Source organism: Spirilliplanes yamanashiensis (genome assembly GCF_016863475.1).
GTDB lineage: Bacteria > Actinomycetota > Actinomycetes > Mycobacteriales > Micromonosporaceae > Spirilliplanes > Spirilliplanes yamanashiensis.
Genome location: NZ_BOOY01000003.1, coordinates 38,043 through 52,872, shown reverse-complemented (window position 1 = coordinate 52,872; position 14,830 = coordinate 38,043). Strand labels below are relative to the sequence as shown.

19 protein-coding genes are annotated in these 14,830 nt (G+C 74.8%); 10 read left to right on the top strand and 9 right to left on the bottom strand.

Going from position 1 to position 14,830, the window contains the following annotated elements; all coding sequences use genetic code 11:
* Positions 1-143 precede the first annotated feature (143 nt).
* Positions 144-986, top strand: coding sequence for a dimethylargininase (ddaH, locus tag Sya03_RS02405; protein ID WP_343949346.1), 843 nt, complete (start codon positions 144-146; stop codon positions 984-986).
* An 11-nt stretch (positions 987-997) separates the two neighbouring features.
* Complete coding sequence (rocD, locus tag Sya03_RS02400) at positions 998-2,206, top strand: ornithine--oxo-acid transaminase (RefSeq protein ID WP_203936683.1); 1,209 nt, start codon at positions 998-1,000, stop codon at positions 2,204-2,206.
* Positions 2,207-2,248: 42 nt separating this feature from the next.
* Here the strand turns inward: rocD and Sya03_RS02395 are convergent, their stop codons facing one another.
* The 4 genes from Sya03_RS02395 to Sya03_RS02380 form a co-directional block, all read right to left on the bottom strand.
* Positions 2,249-3,127, bottom strand: coding sequence for a LolA-like protein (locus Sya03_RS02395; protein WP_203936463.1), 879 nt, complete (start codon positions 3,125-3,127; stop codon positions 2,249-2,251).
* On the bottom strand, positions 3,124-3,666 hold the full coding sequence (locus tag Sya03_RS02390; RefSeq protein ID WP_203936462.1) for an RNA polymerase sigma factor: 543 nt from the start codon (positions 3,664-3,666) through the stop codon (positions 3,124-3,126). The genes Sya03_RS02395 and Sya03_RS02390 overlap by 4 nt, the downstream gene beginning before the upstream one ends.
* Before the next feature lie 83 nt (positions 3,667-3,749).
* The gene (locus Sya03_RS02385; protein ID WP_203936461.1) at positions 3,750-4,901 is read right to left on the bottom strand and encodes an FHA domain-containing protein; all 1,152 of its coding nucleotides are present in this window, start codon (positions 4,899-4,901) and stop codon (positions 3,750-3,752) included.
* Between the two features lie 64 nt (positions 4,902-4,965).
* On the bottom strand, positions 4,966-5,259 hold the full coding sequence (locus Sya03_RS02380; protein ID WP_203936460.1) for a 4a-hydroxytetrahydrobiopterin dehydratase: 294 nt from the start codon (positions 5,257-5,259) through the stop codon (positions 4,966-4,968).
* 119 nt (positions 5,260-5,378) lie between these two features.
* Here Sya03_RS02380 and Sya03_RS31455 point away from each other — a divergent pair, with 119 nt between their 5' ends.
* The 8 genes from Sya03_RS31455 to prfH all read left to right on the top strand — a co-directional run bounded on the left by Sya03_RS31455 (position 5,379) and on the right by prfH (position 10,904).
* The gene (locus Sya03_RS31455; protein WP_203936459.1) at positions 5,379-6,155 is read left to right on the top strand and encodes an SCO4651 family lipoprotein; all 777 of its coding nucleotides are present in this window, start codon (positions 5,379-5,381) and stop codon (positions 6,153-6,155) included.
* Between the two features lie 94 nt (positions 6,156-6,249).
* Complete coding sequence (locus tag Sya03_RS02370; RefSeq protein ID WP_203936458.1) at positions 6,250-7,059, top strand: hypothetical protein; 810 nt, start codon at positions 6,250-6,252, stop codon at positions 7,057-7,059.
* Positions 7,060-7,085: 26 nt separating this feature from the next.
* Positions 7,086-7,436, top strand: a complete 351-nt coding sequence (locus Sya03_RS02365; RefSeq protein ID WP_203936457.1) for an MmcQ/YjbR family DNA-binding protein — start codon at positions 7,086-7,088, stop codon at positions 7,434-7,436.
* Positions 7,433-7,852: a nitroreductase family deazaflavin-dependent oxidoreductase gene (locus Sya03_RS02360; protein ID WP_203936456.1), complete on the top strand. Its 420-nt coding sequence runs from the start codon at positions 7,433-7,435 to the stop codon at positions 7,850-7,852. The genes Sya03_RS02365 and Sya03_RS02360 overlap by 4 nt, the downstream gene beginning before the upstream one ends.
* 6 nt (positions 7,853-7,858) lie before the next feature.
* The gene (locus Sya03_RS02355; protein WP_503167686.1) at positions 7,859-8,683 is read left to right on the top strand and encodes a DUF72 domain-containing protein; all 825 of its coding nucleotides are present in this window, start codon (positions 7,859-7,861) and stop codon (positions 8,681-8,683) included.
* A gap of 30 nt (positions 8,684-8,713) precedes the next feature.
* Positions 8,714-9,016 (top strand): DUF1905 domain-containing protein, encoded by a 303-nt coding sequence (locus Sya03_RS02350; protein WP_203936455.1) that lies wholly within the window; start codon positions 8,714-8,716, stop codon positions 9,014-9,016.
* A gap of 110 nt (positions 9,017-9,126) precedes the next feature.
* On the top strand, positions 9,127-10,245 hold the full coding sequence (locus Sya03_RS02345; RefSeq protein ID WP_203936454.1) for an RNA ligase RtcB family protein: 1,119 nt from the start codon (positions 9,127-9,129) through the stop codon (positions 10,243-10,245).
* Positions 10,242-10,904 carry a peptide chain release factor H gene (gene prfH / locus Sya03_RS02340; RefSeq protein ID WP_203936453.1) on the top strand — a complete coding sequence of 221 codons (663 nt, stop codon included), beginning with the start codon at positions 10,242-10,244 and terminating at the stop codon, positions 10,902-10,904. Before Sya03_RS02345 ends, prfH begins: the two co-directional genes overlap by 4 nt.
* On the opposite strand, the gene Sya03_RS02335 is transcribed toward prfH, so the two are convergent.
* From Sya03_RS02335 to Sya03_RS02315, 5 genes are read right to left on the bottom strand one after another with little or no spacing between them, the layout of a single operon-like run.
* Positions 10,867-11,427: a hypothetical protein gene (locus Sya03_RS02335; protein WP_203936452.1), complete on the bottom strand. Its 561-nt coding sequence runs from the start codon at positions 11,425-11,427 to the stop codon at positions 10,867-10,869. The genes prfH and Sya03_RS02335 overlap by 38 nt on opposite strands.
* 55 nt (positions 11,428-11,482) lie before the next feature.
* Entirely contained in the window at positions 11,483-11,809 is a 327-nt protein-coding gene (gene cutA, locus Sya03_RS02330) for a divalent-cation tolerance protein CutA (protein ID WP_203936451.1), read from the bottom strand.
* A 9-nt stretch (positions 11,810-11,818) separates the two neighbouring features.
* Entirely contained in the window at positions 11,819-12,826 is a 1,008-nt protein-coding gene (locus tag Sya03_RS02325) for a 1-acyl-sn-glycerol-3-phosphate acyltransferase (RefSeq protein WP_203936450.1), read from the bottom strand.
* Positions 12,823-13,656, bottom strand: coding sequence for a patatin-like phospholipase family protein (locus Sya03_RS02320; protein WP_203936449.1), 834 nt, complete (start codon positions 13,654-13,656; stop codon positions 12,823-12,825). Before Sya03_RS02320 ends, Sya03_RS02325 begins: the two co-directional genes overlap by 4 nt.
* Before the next feature lie 49 nt (positions 13,657-13,705).
* Positions 13,706-14,800, bottom strand: a complete 1,095-nt coding sequence (locus tag Sya03_RS02315) for an FAD-dependent oxidoreductase (protein ID WP_203936448.1) — start codon at positions 14,798-14,800, stop codon at positions 13,706-13,708.
* Positions 14,801-14,830 lie beyond the last annotated feature (30 nt).

Here is a 14,830-nt window from a genome sequence, read left to right as displayed (position 1 = left end):
CCGGTCCGCCCCGGAACCCCGGCGGTGCGCCGGCACGCGGCACAACGCGACAGTGAGGGGCGGCGGTTCGCCGCCCCTCAGGCGTGTGCGCAACAGATCACCGCCGCGCCCGCCGACCGCGCAACGATCAGCCGGTACGCGCAATGTCCGTTCCTGCCGCGCGCAGCACCGCTACGCCTAGCGTGGGCGTCATGACCCAGCGCCGCTATCTCATGTGCCGGCCGACGTACTTCGCCGTCGACTACCGGATCAATCCGTGGATGGACCCGACCGCGCCGTACGACACGGAGCTGGCGATCGCCCAGTGGACCCGGCTGCGCCAGGTGTACCGGGACCTGGGTCACACGGTCGACGAGATCGAGCCGGTGCCCGGGCTGCCCGACATGGTGTTCGCCGCCAACGGCGCCACCGTCCTCGACGGCGACGTGCTGGCCGTGCAGTTCCGCGACCCGGAGCGCGCCGACGAGGCGCCCGCGTACCGGTCGTGGTTCGAGCGCGCCGGCTTCCGCGTGCACGAGGCCAAGCACACCAACGAGGGCGAGGGCGACCTGCTGCTCGCCGGCGACGTCATGCTGGCCGGGTACGGCTTCCGCACCGTGCACGCCGCGCACACCCAGGTGCAGGAGGTGTTCGGCCGGCCGACGGTGAGCCTGCAGCTGGTCGACCCCGCGTACTACCACCTCGACACCGCGCTGTGCGTGCTCGACGCCGAGACGGTCGCGTACCTGCCGGAGGCGTTCTCGCCGGGCAGCCGGGCCGTGCTGCGGCGGCTGTTCCCGAACGCCGTGCTCGCCACGCCCGCCGACGCGGCGGTGCTGGGCCTCAACGCGGTCAGCGACGGCGAGCACGTCGTGCTGCCCGTCCAGGCCACCGACCTGACGGCCGCGCTGGAGGCGCGCGGCTACACCACCGTCGGGGTCGACATGTCCGAGCTGCGCAAGGCCGGCGGCGGCCCGAAGTGCTGCACCCTGGAGGTTCGTCCGTGACCAGCGTCGACATGCTCCGCACCCCGGCCGCGCTCGCGGACGCCGAGCGGTGGACCGCGCACAACTACCACCCGCTGCCCGTGGTCATCGCCGACGGCGACGGCGCCTGGGTCACCGACGTCGACGGCCGCCGCTACCTGGACTGCCTGGCCGGCTACTCGGCGCTGAACTTCGGCCACCGGCACCCGCGGCTGATCGAGGCGGCGCACGCCCAGCTCGACCGGATCACGCTGACCAGCCGGGCGTTCGTGCACGACCAGTTCGCCGACTTCTGCCGCGGCCTGGCCGAGCTGTGCGGCACCGACCTGGTGCTGCCGATGAACACCGGCGCCGAGGCCGTCGAGACCGCCATCAAGGTGGCCCGCAAGTGGGGCTACCGGGTCAAGGGCGTCCCGGACGGCCGGGCGACGATCGTGGTGGCGGAGAACAACTTCCACGGCCGCACGACGACCATCGTCAGCTTCTCCACCGACCCGGACGCGCGCGACGACTTCGGCCCGTACACCCCCGGGTTCGTGACCGTGCCCTACGGCGACCTGGACGCGCTCGCGGCGGCCGTGGACGACACCACCGTGGCGGTCCTGCTGGAGCCCATCCAGGGCGAGGCGGGGGTGCTGGTGCCGCCCGCCGGCTACCTGGCGGGGGTGCGGCGGCTGTGCGACGAGCGGAACACCCTGTTCATCGCCGACGAGATCCAGTCCGGGCTGGGCCGCACCGGCCGCACGTTCGCCGTGGAGCACGAGGGCGTCGTGCCCGACATGTACGTGCTCGGCAAGGCGCTGGGCGGCGGCATCGTGCCGGTGTCGGCGGTGGCCGCCCGGCGCGAGGTGCTCGGCGTGCTGAAGCCGGGCGAGCACGGCTCCACGTTCGGCGGCAACCCGCTGGCCTGCGCGGTCGGCACCGAGGTGGTGAAGCTGCTGGCCACCGGCGAGTTCCAGCGGCGCTCGGCCGCCCTCGGCGCGCACCTGCACGCCGGGCTGGGCGCGCTGGTCGGGCAGGGCGTCGTGGCGGTGCGCGGGCGCGGCCTGTGGGCGGGCGTGGACATCGACCCGGCCCTGATGACGGGCCGGCAGGCGTGCGAGCGGCTCGCCGAGCGCGGGGTGCTCGCCAAGGACACCCACGGCTCGACGATCCGGCTGGCGCCGCCGCTGGTGGTGACCGAGGGCGACCTCGACTGGGCGCTGGAGCAGCTCGCCGCGGTGCTGCGCGAGGCCCGCTGACGGGACGGACGGGCGGCCGGGCGCACCGCCCGGCCGCCTCCCTCAGCGTCCGGCGGGCGGGGTGACGGTGATCGCCGCCCCGAAGTCGTGGAACTCGACGACGTGCGTGGACTGGCCGGCGACGCCGGCCGACAGCTGGTGGATCAGGTCGCCGGCCACCCACACGTCCAGCGTCAGGGTGCCGAAGGAGTCCACGCCCTCCAGGTCGAACCACATCAGCTCGGCCGCGGGCAGCGCCGACAGCGGGTGGGCCTCCTGCGCCGCGCTGGTGCGCTCCGGCACCGTCAGGCGGTAGTGGGTGGTCTCCACCCCGCGCAGCCGCTCGGTGCCGACCTCCGTGACGTCGCCGTCGCCGGCCACGGCCCGCACCAGGTTGGCGGCCGACCGGCCGAACGGTGCCAGGCGGTCGCCCTCCTCCACCTTTCCGCGGGTGACGGCGCCGTCCGGGCCGGTCTCCCACACGTCGTCGCCGACGACGGTGGTCGTCGACGTGACGCCCTCCCCCGTCCGCACGATCCGGTAGTCGGCGCCCGCGACCTCGCCCGTGGCGGCGAAGCCCGCCGGGGAGTCCACGATCCGGCTGGCGAACCGCAGCGACGTCACCGCCCCGGTCCGGTCGGCGGCCTGCAGCACCGCGGCGGACGCCGACGGGGCCGGGCCGCCGAGCACGGCGACGGCGACGGCGCCCGCCACCACGGCGGCCGCGACGCCGGTGGCGGCGGCCCAGCCGCGCCACCGCCGCTTCGGGGTGCGGGCGGTGCGCCCGGGGGCGGGGGCGGGGCTGATCGTCTGCTGCGTCATGGCTCTCTCCAGAACGGCGTCGTAACGGGCCGATCCCGGCGCCGGCGGCGCGTCGCGGAGTGCGGGATCGAGCCCGCGCAGCAGGTCCAGCTCGCGGTCGTCGTCGTCGAAGGCCGTCACGGGCGCTGCTCCTTCCTCGCGTGGGATGCATCCGGTACCTGTCCGCCGGGCCCCGGATCTCGCCGGTCGAGTTCGCGGCGCAGCCGCGCCTTGGCCTTGTGCAGCCGGGAGGAGACGTTGGCGGCGGTGATGCCGAGGACCACGGCGATGTCGGCGACGGCGAGGCCGTCCCACGCGCGCAGGAGCAGCAGCTCCCGGTCGTCGTCCGCCAGCGCGGCGAGCGCCGCCCACACCGCCTGCTCCGACGGCGGGACGTCGGCGTACGCGGCGGCGGGCGCGTCGACGGTGGCCAGCCGCAGATGCAGGCGGCGCCCCCGCTCGGCCTGCCGCCGGTGGTTGGCCAGCACGTGCCGGGCCACGCCGAACAGCCACAGCCGCGCCGCGTCGGCGGGCACGTCGGCGCGCCGCCGCCAGGCCACCGCGAACGCCTCCGCGGCGATGTCGTCGGCCTCGGCGTCGGACTCGGTGCGCCGGCGGGCGAACCGCCACACGTCGGCGAAGTGCGCCGCGAAGAACTCGCGGAACCGCTCCTCGGTCATGCCGCCTCCGGACGGTCGGGGGTGTGCTGCCCCCTGAACCTGTCCGGTCCGGCGCCGATCTCGCCGGTGCCCGCCGGAAAAGATCAGCGCCGGTTGAACTGCTGCATCGAGATGGTCGGCGCCTCGGCCATGACGGAGTGCGGGTCGGCGTTGCCGCCGGACGACCACAGCCGCGAGCGCCCCACCAGCACGCCGCCGTACAGCTCGACCACGTCGGCGTCGGCCAGCACCCGGGACTCCTCGCGGGCCATGCTGACGCGCTCGTCGTCGTCCATCGAGCCGCCCGGGCGCAGGCCCGTGCCGTTCGTGCTGACGTCCTGGGCGATCAGCTCGGCGCCGCGCAGCTCGAACCGGACGTGGCTGCGGCTGATCCACTTCCGGGCGTCCTCGGTGAGCCACTGGCCGAGCATCACGCCGCCGTTCTCGGGGGCGCGGCCGACCATGACCGGCGAGCCGGCGGCCACCACGAAGCGCTTGCGGACGACCCCGCCGATGCGCACCGACAGCACCTCGACGGCGGGCCGCTCGCCCGCGTCCTTCAGCCGGGTCTCGTGCCGCGGGCACGACGGGGCGCCCGTGCGCAGCGACGGCGGCGGCTGCGCCACCGGGTTGGTGAAGCGGCGCATGTCGGCGAACGGGCTGTCCGAGTCCCCCGCCGCGCCGAACGACGCGCAGTTGGTCTCGGGGCAGCGCCAGATGCGGGCGAGCAGGCGGGCGCCGACGGCCGACGGTTCGCTCGTGGCGGGCAGCTGCGCCTTGCCGGCCTGCGGCACCAGCACCGGGCCGCCCTGGCCCGCGACGGGCGCCCACAGCCGGCCGGACTCGCCGACCCACGGGTGCCGGTCCCGGTACGCGTCGCAGCGCGACCGGGTCAGCACGGGCAGGCCGAGCAGCTCGGCGACCTCGAGGGCGCGCTCCTCGCTGTCGGTGGGGACGACCTCGACGAGCCCGTCGTCGGCCCACCGGCGCACCACCATGCGCTCGTTGGAGGTGAGGTCGGCGTCGGACAGCAGCGGGCGCGGCGCCACCACGTAGACCGGGGCGTTCTCCTCGGCGACGAGGCGGCCCAGCGCGTCGACCACGAGGCCGAGCCGCAGCATGTTGGCGGGCCGGCCGCCGTCCAGGTCCGCGTAGCGGACGACCTCGGCCAGGTCGACGACGGCCCGGGCCAGCGCCGGGTCGGTCGACAGCCTGGCCTCGATGGCGTCGAGGACCTTGCTGACCTCGAATCTCACCTCATACCCCCCTGCGTGCGTGGCCCCCCGGTCATCATGCCGGTTCGCCCGGGCGATGGGGAGGTCAGGAGGCGTCCGCCACGATCCGGTCGATGCGGTTCGCCAGGGCGATGTCACGCGTGGTGACCCCGCCCGCGGAGTGCGTGGCGCAGCGGAACGTCAGCGTCCGCCACCGGATGTCGATGTCGGGGTGGTGGTTCATCTCCTCGGCGACCACGGCGACCCGGTCGACGACGGCGATCGCGACCGGGAAACTCTGCAGGCCGACGGTGCGCACGATCGCGTCCGGCCCGCCCTCCCAGCCGTCGAGCACGGCGACGGCATTCTTCACGGAGTCGGCGTCCAGCAGCTCTGCCATGGCTCCAACCTTAGTGCGTGCGGGGCGCGGCTCGGCGTTGTCGCCCCTTGCCGCTACCGTGGGTCGCCGATCCCGCCGCGGTCCCCTCGCCGCGGCCACCCCCACGGGAGGACGACTTCATGAAGCGACGCCTGGCCGTCACCGGTCTCGCCCTGGCCACCGCCCTCGGCCTGGGCGCCTGCCAGACCGCACCGTCCGACGACGCCGGCAAGCCGGCGCCGACCGGGGCGGCCACCGCCGGGGCGACCGACGCGGCCGCCGCCAAGGAGCTGACCGCCGCGGCCGCGAAGCTCGCCGAGGACACGGTCCGGGTCGAGATGACGATGGGCGGCGGACTCACCTCCACCGGGGTCATGGACCCGCAGGAGGGCGTCGCCCAGATGACCATGACGATGGCCGGGGCCGGCGAGGGCACCGAGATCGCCATCCGCAAGCTCGGCGACGACATGTACCTGCGCTTCACCGGCGGCCTGGCCAACGTCATGGGCAAGAAGTGGATGCACCTGGACGCGTCCGACCTGAAGGCGGGCAGCAACTTCGCCGTCATGCCGAAGGACGACCCGACCGGCGCGCAGGCGCTGGCGAAGGCCGTCACCCAGGTCGCCAAGCAGGGCGACACCTACACCGGCGTCATCGACATCACGAAGGCGCCCAGCCTCAACAAGGACAGCCTCAAGGCGCTCGGCGCCAAGTCGAACACCGTGCCGTTCACGGCGAAGGTCGACGACTCGGGCCGCCTGGTCGAGATGACCGTCGACATGTCGGCGCTCGCCCCCACCGCGGGCACCATGACGACGACGTACTCGGACTTCGGCACGAAGGTCTCCGTCAACAAGCCGCCGGCGGCCCAGGTCACCGAGCCGCCGAAGGAGCTCGCGGGCCTGCTCAACGCCTGACGCGCGGTGCCCGGTTTGCCATTCCGGCGGACCGGGCACACTCGGCCCATCGCCCGCCCGGACCCCGCCGGGCGGCCGGGACCGGGAGGACCTGATGCTCGACCGCCGCCTGACCGGAACGGGCCTCGGCCTGCTCACCGCCGTCGCGTTCGGGGTCGCGGGGTGCTCCGGCGACGCCACGCCGCCCGGCGCGTCACCGTCGGTGTCGGTGTCGCCATCGCCGGGCGCCAGCTCCGGCGCCCCCGCCGACCCGGCCGCGGCCGCCGCCCTGGGCGACGCCGCCGCCAAGCTCGGCACCACCCCCTTCAAGGTCACCGTGACGTCCGGCCCGGCCCTCACCATCACCAGCCGGGTCGACGCCCCGGGCGGCGTCGGCACCAGCAACGCCCGCTACACCGCCGGCGGCGCCGACATCACCGTCGAGGCGCTGCTGGCCGACCAGGACCTGTACGTGAAGGTGCCCGGAGTCACCGAGGCCGGCAAGTGGGTGCACGTCGACGTCGCCCGGCTGCCCGAGGGCGCCAACGTCGGCCTGGTGCCCGGCCGCATCGACCCGACCAACACGGCCGAGCTGCTGTCGTCCACCACGGACGTCCGCTCGACCGGCCCCGGCTCGTACGCCGGCACCCTCGACCTGACCAAGGCCGCCGGCGTCGCGGGCGTCGACAAGGTCATGATCGACGGCTACGGCCAGGCCGCCTCGGCCATCCCGTTCCGCGCCGGCGTGGACGACCAGGGCCGCCTGTCCGAGCTGACCCTCGACCTGCCCGCCCTGAACGGCCGGCCGGTGCAGCCGCTCGAGGTCCTCTACACCGACTACGGCACCCCGGTCACGGCCGCGAAGCCGACCGCCGCCGAGATCGTCGAGGCCCCGGAGAGCCTGTACAAGACCCTGGGCGGCTAATCTCCCACCCATGCGAGGAGGGCGGGGTGGCTGACGCAGACGACGTCCGCCGCCTCGCCCTGTCGCTGCCCGGCGTGGTCGAGGTCGACAGCGACGGCTTCGACTTCCGGGTCGCCGGCAAGGGCTTCGTCTGGTCGTACCCGGAACGCCTGCCCGGCCGGCCGCGCCGGATCCGCACCGACGTCGCCGTGCTGTTCGTCGGCGACGAGGCGGAGAAGCAGGCGCTGCTGCTCGGCGAGCCCGACCTGTTCTTCACCGCCCCCGGCTACGAGGGCTGGCCGCTGGTCATGCTGCGGCTGGCCGCGGTGGACGTCGACCGCCTCACCGAGCTCGTCACCGACGCGTGGCGGATGCGCGGCGTAGGGTCGGAACCATGACTGCTGCCACCGACCTGCACGGTCCCGCGCACGTCGCCCGCTACCTGGAGACGGACGGCGAGGACGGCTACCACTGGCGCAACGGGACGACGATCCTGATCCTGTTCACCACCGGCCGCCGGTCCGGCGAGCAGCGGTCGCACGCGCTGATCTACCGCGAGCACGGCGACGCGTACCTCGTCGTGGCCTCCAAGGGCGGGGCGGACGCGCCGCCGGCCTGGTTCGTCAACCTGCAGGCCGACCCGGACGTCGAGGTGCAGATCAAGGGCGACCGGTTCCGCGCCCGGGCCCGGGTGGCGACGCCGGCGGAGAAGCCGGAGATGTGGGCGACGATGACCGAGGTCTGGCCCGACTACGACCAGTACCAGACGAAGACCGACCGGGAGATCCCGGTGGTGGTGCTCGAGCGCGCCTGACGCCGCATGCGACTGCACGTCGGCTGTGCCATGTGGACCCACCGGGCGTGGCAGGCCCGCATCCCCGCGCCGCCGCACGAGCGCCTGCGGGCGTACGCGGGCTGGTGCAACGCGGTGGAGGGCAACACCACCTTCTACGCCACCCCGGCACGGGACACCGTCGCGTCGTGGGCGGATCAGACCGACGCCGCGTTCCGGTTCGTGCTGAAGCTGCCGCGGACGATCACCCACGAGCGCCGCCTGACCGGCGCCGGCGCGGAGCTGCGGGCGTTCCTGCACGCGATCGAGCCGCTCGGCGAGCGGACCCACGCGCTGTGGATCCAGCTGCCGGGCTCGTTCGCCCCGGCGGACACGGCGACGCTCGCCGCGTTCCTGCGCGACCTGCCCGGCGACCACCGGTACGCCGTGGAGGTGCGCCACCCGGGGTTCTTCGCCGACCCGGCGCCGCTGGAGGACGCCCTGGCCGCCGCGGGCGCCGAGTGGGTGCCGTTCGACACCACCGCGTTCTTCCGGACCCCGCCCACCAGCGACGCCGAGCGCGACGCCTGGACGAAGAAGCCGCGGCTGCCGCGCCGCTCGCACGCCCTCACCGACCGGCCGATCGTCCGCTACCTCGGCCGCGACGCCCCCGCCGAGACGGTCGGCGGCTGGCGGCACTGGGTCGACGTGACCGCCGGGTGGCTGCGCGAGGGCCGCTCCCCCACCGTGTTCATCCACACCCCCAACAACGCGGACGCCCCGCCGCTGGCCCGCCGCTTCCACGACGAGGTGCGCGCCCGGGTGCCCGGCCTGGCCCCGCTGCCCGAGCCGGAACCCACGACCCTGTTCTGAAGTGTCGGACCCGCGTGCCATGCTGCGCCGGTGGACGTGGACTTCGACGCCGAGCTGTGGGTGTGGGACGCCCGCCGCGACGAGACCTGGACCTTCGTGAGCCTGCCCGCCGAGGCGTCGGCCGAGATCCGCGCCCGCACCGCCGGGCTGCGCCGCGGCTTCGGCTCGGTGCGGGTGCGCGCGAGCCTCGGTCGCAGCACGTGGACCACGTCGATCTTCCCCGACAGCGCCCGCGACACCTACGTGCTGCCCGTCAAGCGGGCCGTGCGCACCGCCGAGCGCGTCGACGCCGGCGACACGGTGCGGGTGACGGTGGAGCTGCTCGACGCCTGAAATCCGGTTGCCCGCGCCGCCGGGCTCCGCGAGGGTTGACCCATGACGTTCTGACGGACCGCACCCCACACCCCTGCCGTCCACCCTGCCCTTCAGCGGAGAGAACGTCCTTGTCTCAGCACCTCTCGGCGACCGTCACCGTGTTCGCCTCCCCGTCCAGCTGGATCGAGTCCGCCGCCGTCGACCAGTGCCACCAGGTGGCCGCGCTCGACGGCATGCTGCACGTCGCCGCCATGCCCGACCTGCACCCCGGCAAGGGCGCCCCGATCGGCGCCGCGATGACGTCGGCCGTGCTGTACCCGTTCCTGGTGGGCTCCGACATCGGCTGCGGCATCGCCGTGTTCCCGATCCGCCTCAAGCGGGTCGTGCCGGAACGGCTCGCCGCCCGGTTCCCCGACCTCGACGTACCGCCGGAGCCCGGCGACCCCGCCTGGGACGCGATCGGCGGCGACGTGCCGCTCGGCCACCTCGACGGCCTCGGCACCGTCGGCCGCGGCAACCACTTCGTCGAGCTGGCCCGCGTCGGCACCGTGTTCGAGCCCGCGCACGCCGGACGCCTCGGCCTCGCCGCGGGCGACCCGGTGCTGGTCGTGCACAGCGGCTCCCGCGGCCTCGGCGAGCGCATCCTGCGCGCCCACACCGAGGTGCACGGCGCGGGCCCCGCCCCCGACCCGGCCGCCTACCTGGCCCGGCACGACGCCGCCGTGCGCTGGGGCCGGCTCAACCGGCGCCTGATGGCCGCCCGGGTCGCCCACGCCCTGGGCGCCGAACCCACCGAGCCGGTCGTCGACGAGTGCCACAACCTCGTCGAGATCCGCGACGGCGCCTACCTGCACCGCAAGGGCGCCGCCCCCGGCGACGGCCGCGACGTGCTCGTCGCCGGCACCCGCGGCACCCCGTCGTACCTGGTCGCGGCCCACGCCGGCGCGGACGCGGGCCACTCCGTCGCGCACGGCGCCGGCCGCAAGATGTCCCGCGCCGACGCGCTGCGCCGCGGCAAGGCCAAGCACACCGTCGAGGAACTGCGCCGCACACCGGTCGGCTCCCTGGTGGTGTGCGGCGACCGGCAGCTGCTGTTCGAGGAGGCGCCGACGGCGTACAAACGCATCGAGCAGGTGATCGGCGACCTGACCGCCCACGGCCTGGCCACCCCGGTCGCGACGACGGTCCCGCTGGTCACCTACAAGACCGCCGACCAGGGCCCGCGCCGCCGCCGGGGCCGGCCGTGACCACCACCGACCTCCTGCTGTCCGCCGGCCGCGGCCCGCAGGAGTGCGCCTGGGCGGTCGCCCGCCTCGCCACCCGCCTGGAGTCGGCCGCCGCCCGCCACTCCCTGCGCACCCGCCGCGTCTCCGCCGTCCCCGGCGACCGGCCGGGCACGTACCGCTCGGTGGTGGTCCGCATCGCCGGCGCCGGCGCCGCGGAGCTCGCCGCCGCCTGGACGGGCACGCTGTGTTGGCAGGCCCCGAGCCCGTACCGGCCGGGCCACGCCCGCAAGAACTGGTACGTGACGGCCCGGCCCGTGCCCGCCGCCCCCGCCGTCGTCCCCGCCTTCGCCGAGGCCGACGTCGACGTGGTGGGCTGCCGCACGGGCGGCCCGGGCGGCCAGCACCGCAATAAGGCCAGCACCGCGGCCCGCGCCACCCACCGCCCGTCGGGCACGGTCGTGGTCGTCGACACGGAACGCCAGTTCACCCTCAACCGCCGCCTGGCCCTCGACCTGCTCCGCCGCCGCCTCGCGGACCACGCCGAAGCGGCGACCCGATCGGCGACGACGGCCCGCTGGCGCCTGCACGACGACCTGGTCCGCGGCGACCCGATCCGCACCGAACGCCCGGACGCGCGGACCGTCACCGCACCACGGCCTCCTCGAAAACGGTCGGTCTGAGGCACCGGATCGACCGTTCGTGCACCCGGAACACCGCCTCCGCGAAGGCTTCCAGCGCGGTGGCCGTGTCCCGCTCGGCAGGGGCGATGTCCTCAGGGGATGTGCCCCAGAAGGCCTCTGCCAGCCGGTGGATGCCATCGCACGCGCCGCGAAAGTGCCGATCCATGTCGAATACTCCATCGCGGATCTCGTCGGCCTGCACGAGGAGAAGCGCGATGCCGACCTTCGTCCTCAGCTCGAGTCGGCACCGCTCCAGCTCGTCCTTGAGGGCTGTGGCCCGCTCGAACCCCTGTCCGGTCCAGTTGGAGACATGTCCCATGGTCGTTGCCGAGGTCTGGAAGTGGGCCGCCGCCGCGAGCAGTTCGGCGATGGCCACCCGCGTCTCGCGGCGATACTCGTCTGTCCGCGCGATGCGAAGGTTCCGGCGCTCCCGGCGGCCGTTCCAGACCAGTGTGAAGATCACGCCCGCGAGCGCGCCTGCGGTCGTGAAAAGCGGAATGTAAGGAAGAAGCGGATTCGTCACCCTTCCGATGTAGCACTGCGACGCCACCCGACGACGCGGCGGACGCCGGACACGGTCACCGCTCGGCTCGGGTCTCCTCGAACACCCAGGAGGCGTACGCCGCGTTGCCGCCCGTCGCCGGGACCACCACGACCTCCGGCACCTCGTACGGGTGCGCCTCCACCAGGTGGGCGACCAGCGCGTCGGCGCGGTCCTCGGCCGTCTTGAAGGTCACCTGGTGTTCGACGGCCGATTCGACGTCGCCGCGCCAGTGGTACGTGCTGGTCAGCGGGCCGGACACCTGGGCGCAGGCGGCGAGGCGGACGGCGACGGCGTTGGCGGCGAGGCGGTCGGCGGTGGTGCGGTCGTTCACGGTGGTGGTGACGATGACGATCGGTTTCACGGGTCCACGCTAGCGGGGGCGGTTCTCCTCGATCCAGGCGTCGATGCGCGCCCACCAGTCGTACAGCCAGGCGATGCGCTCGTCCTCCCCGGCCGGGACGTCCTCGGGGTCGACGGACCAGAAACGCATGATGATCCGCTTGTCCATGGGCAGTTCGCGCCACAGGTCGGCGGCGGTGAGCATGCGGTCGAGGCCGGTGTGGGCGACGAAGATGACGCCGGCGTCGGGGGCGGCGTCGAGGGCTTGGAGGAGGCCGCCGGGTTTGGGGGCGAGGACGTGCTGGAGCTGTTCGGCGCGGACGGCCATGTCGGCGAGGCCGCGGGAGCGGAGGCGTTCGATGGCGCGGACGCGGCGGCTCGGGGTGAAGTTGCCGCCCTCGGGGAAGATCACGAAGGCGTCGTTGTGGTCGAGGCCGGTGACGAGGCCGTAGATCTCGTCCTCGATGGTCTGGCCGGGGGTGTGGCCGGGCGCGATGAAGCGGTTGGGCAGCCGGTTGAGCATGACGTCGACGGCCGGGTCCCACTGCAGGGTCCACTTGAGGACGATGCGCGGTTCGCGCTGGAACCAGTTGACCAGGGCGTGGATGAGGATGAACGAGTCGCCGGGGCCGGCGTGGCGGCTGACGACGATCTCGGGGCGGCCCGGCAGGGCGGTGTCGGGGTCGGTGCCGACGACGTCGATGTCGAGGTGCAGCGCCCAGCGGGCCTGCCAGAACAGGGCCCGCAGGAACGCGCCGACCAGCACGTAGTGGGCGCGCTGGAAGCCGGCGGTGCGGATCTTCCACCCGAAGCCGGACGCCACCCACAGGACGAACAGCGACACGATAGCGGCGGCGTCCCACACCAGGTAGACGACGACCAGCCAGACGAGGCGGGGCAGCCTGAGCCGGCCGGGCACGAACGCGGTGGCGAACAGGGCGGCGAGCAGCCACACCGGCAGCGTGGTGACGACGACGAGCGCGAGCAGCACGACGAGCGGGGCGATGACGAGGCGGCGCAGCCACACCGGGGGGATCATCGCTCGATCTCGTTCAGGTAGCGCCGGGTGGCGGTGTAGGCGCGACTGATCCGGCGGCCGACGGCGGCCATGTCGCGGTACGCCCACGGCGTGTCGTCGCGGGCCTCGCCGCCGCCGGTGGGCAGCACGTGCACGCGCACGTCGGCGGGCAGGGCGGCGATCTCGCGGGCGAACCGGTGCCGGCGGGCGATCTCGAACGCGACCTGGGCGACCTCCCACGGGCGCTTCGGCGGGACGAGCGGGCGTTCGATGCGGCCGACCTGGAGCACGAACACCTCGCGGGCGCCGAGCTGGACGGCCTCGCCGACGGGGATGGAGTTGACGATGCCGCCGTCGACGAAGTGCTCGCCGCCGATCAGGGCGGGCGGCAGCAGGCCGGGCACGGACGCGGACGCCAGCACCGCGTCGACGAGCGGGCCGTCGGTGAACCAGTGCTCGGCGGCGCGTTCGATGCTGGCGGCGCAGCAGCGGAACGGCACCTTGAGGTCGGCGAACGTGGCGGCGTCGCCGAGTTCGCGGGCGAGCAGGGAGCGCAGCGGGAGCGGCGAGTGCAGGTGGGTGCGGGCCGCGAACCGGCGCATCTGCCGGGCGATGGAGTCGCCGTACACGGCGGCGGCCTCGGGCGAGGTCCACAGCCGCAGGAGCCGGTCGGTGGCGGCCTCGGTGGGGTCGGCGGCGACGAGGGCGCCGTTCACCGCCCCGATGGAGGTGCCGAGCACCAGGTCGGGGCGGTAGCCGGCGCGGAACAGGGCGCGCAGCATGCCGACCTCGACGGCGCCGAGGACTCCGCCGCCGCCCAGCACGAACGCGACCGGACCCATGCCGTACATCGTGGCACGGAGATCACCGGGCCCGCGCCAGGGCCGGGTCACGGCGGGGTCAGGGCCGCCAGTCGGCGTACCGGGCCATGGACCGCAGCGCCACCGACGACGGGGTGAGCCGGACGGCGGCGTTGCGGGCGGCGACGGCGAGCGGGTTGCGCAGCTGCTGGCCGAACCGGCCGATCCGGTACGAGGCGGCCGCCACGGCCTGGGAGCGGGGGCGGCGGCGGGCGTCGTACTCGGCGAGGGCCTCGGCGACGGGGCGGCCGGGGCGGCACACCTGGCCGAGCACGACGGCGTCCTCGATGGCCTGGGCGCCGCCCTGGCCGAGGTTGGGCGTCATGGCGTGGGCGGCGTCGCCGAGCAGCGCGACCCGGCCGCGCACGTAGCTGGGCAGCGGCGCGGGCAGGTGCCGCAGGTCGTGGTAGAGCAGCGTGCTGGTGGCGTCGATGAGGGCGCCGACGGGCGGGTGCCAGTGGCCGAACCGCCGGCGTACCTCGGCGTGGTGGTCGTCGTACTTCGCGCCGGGCGGGGCGAGGACGGCGGCGAACCAGTACACGCGGCCGTCGCCGAGCGGCACGATGCCGAACTCGGTGCCGGGGCCCCAGGTGATGGCGACGGTCAGCTCGCCGCGCCAGGGCTCGTCGGTGACGCCGCGCCACGCCGCGGTGCCGACGCAGGCGGGCGCGGGAGCCTCGGGGTACACGGTGCGGCGCACGACGCTGTCGATGCCGTCCGCGCCGACGACCAGGTCGGCGTCGAGCTCGCCGGGGTCGGTGACGGGGCTGCCGGGGCGCAGGGCGGCGGCGGGCAGGGCGGCGCGAAGCGTGGCGTGCAGGTCGGCCCGGTGGATGCCGAGGGCGTTGGTGCCGAGGGCGGCTTCGAGGCGGCGGGCGTCGATGCGGGCCAGCCAGCGGCCGTCGGGGGTGCGGGTGCCGCCGGGTGCGTCCACGCCGCCGCGACCGCGCACGGCGGCGCCGACGCCGAGCGCGTCGAGGCCGGCGAGGGCGTTGGCCTGCAACGTGATGCCGGCGCCGACCTCGCCGAAGGCGGGTGCGCGTTCGAGTACCGTCACGTCGTCCCAGCCCGCCCGGCGCAGCGCGATCGCCGCGCTGAGCCCGCCGATGCCGCCACCGACCACCACCGCCCGCATACCGCCCACCTTTCTACGGATGTAGAACAA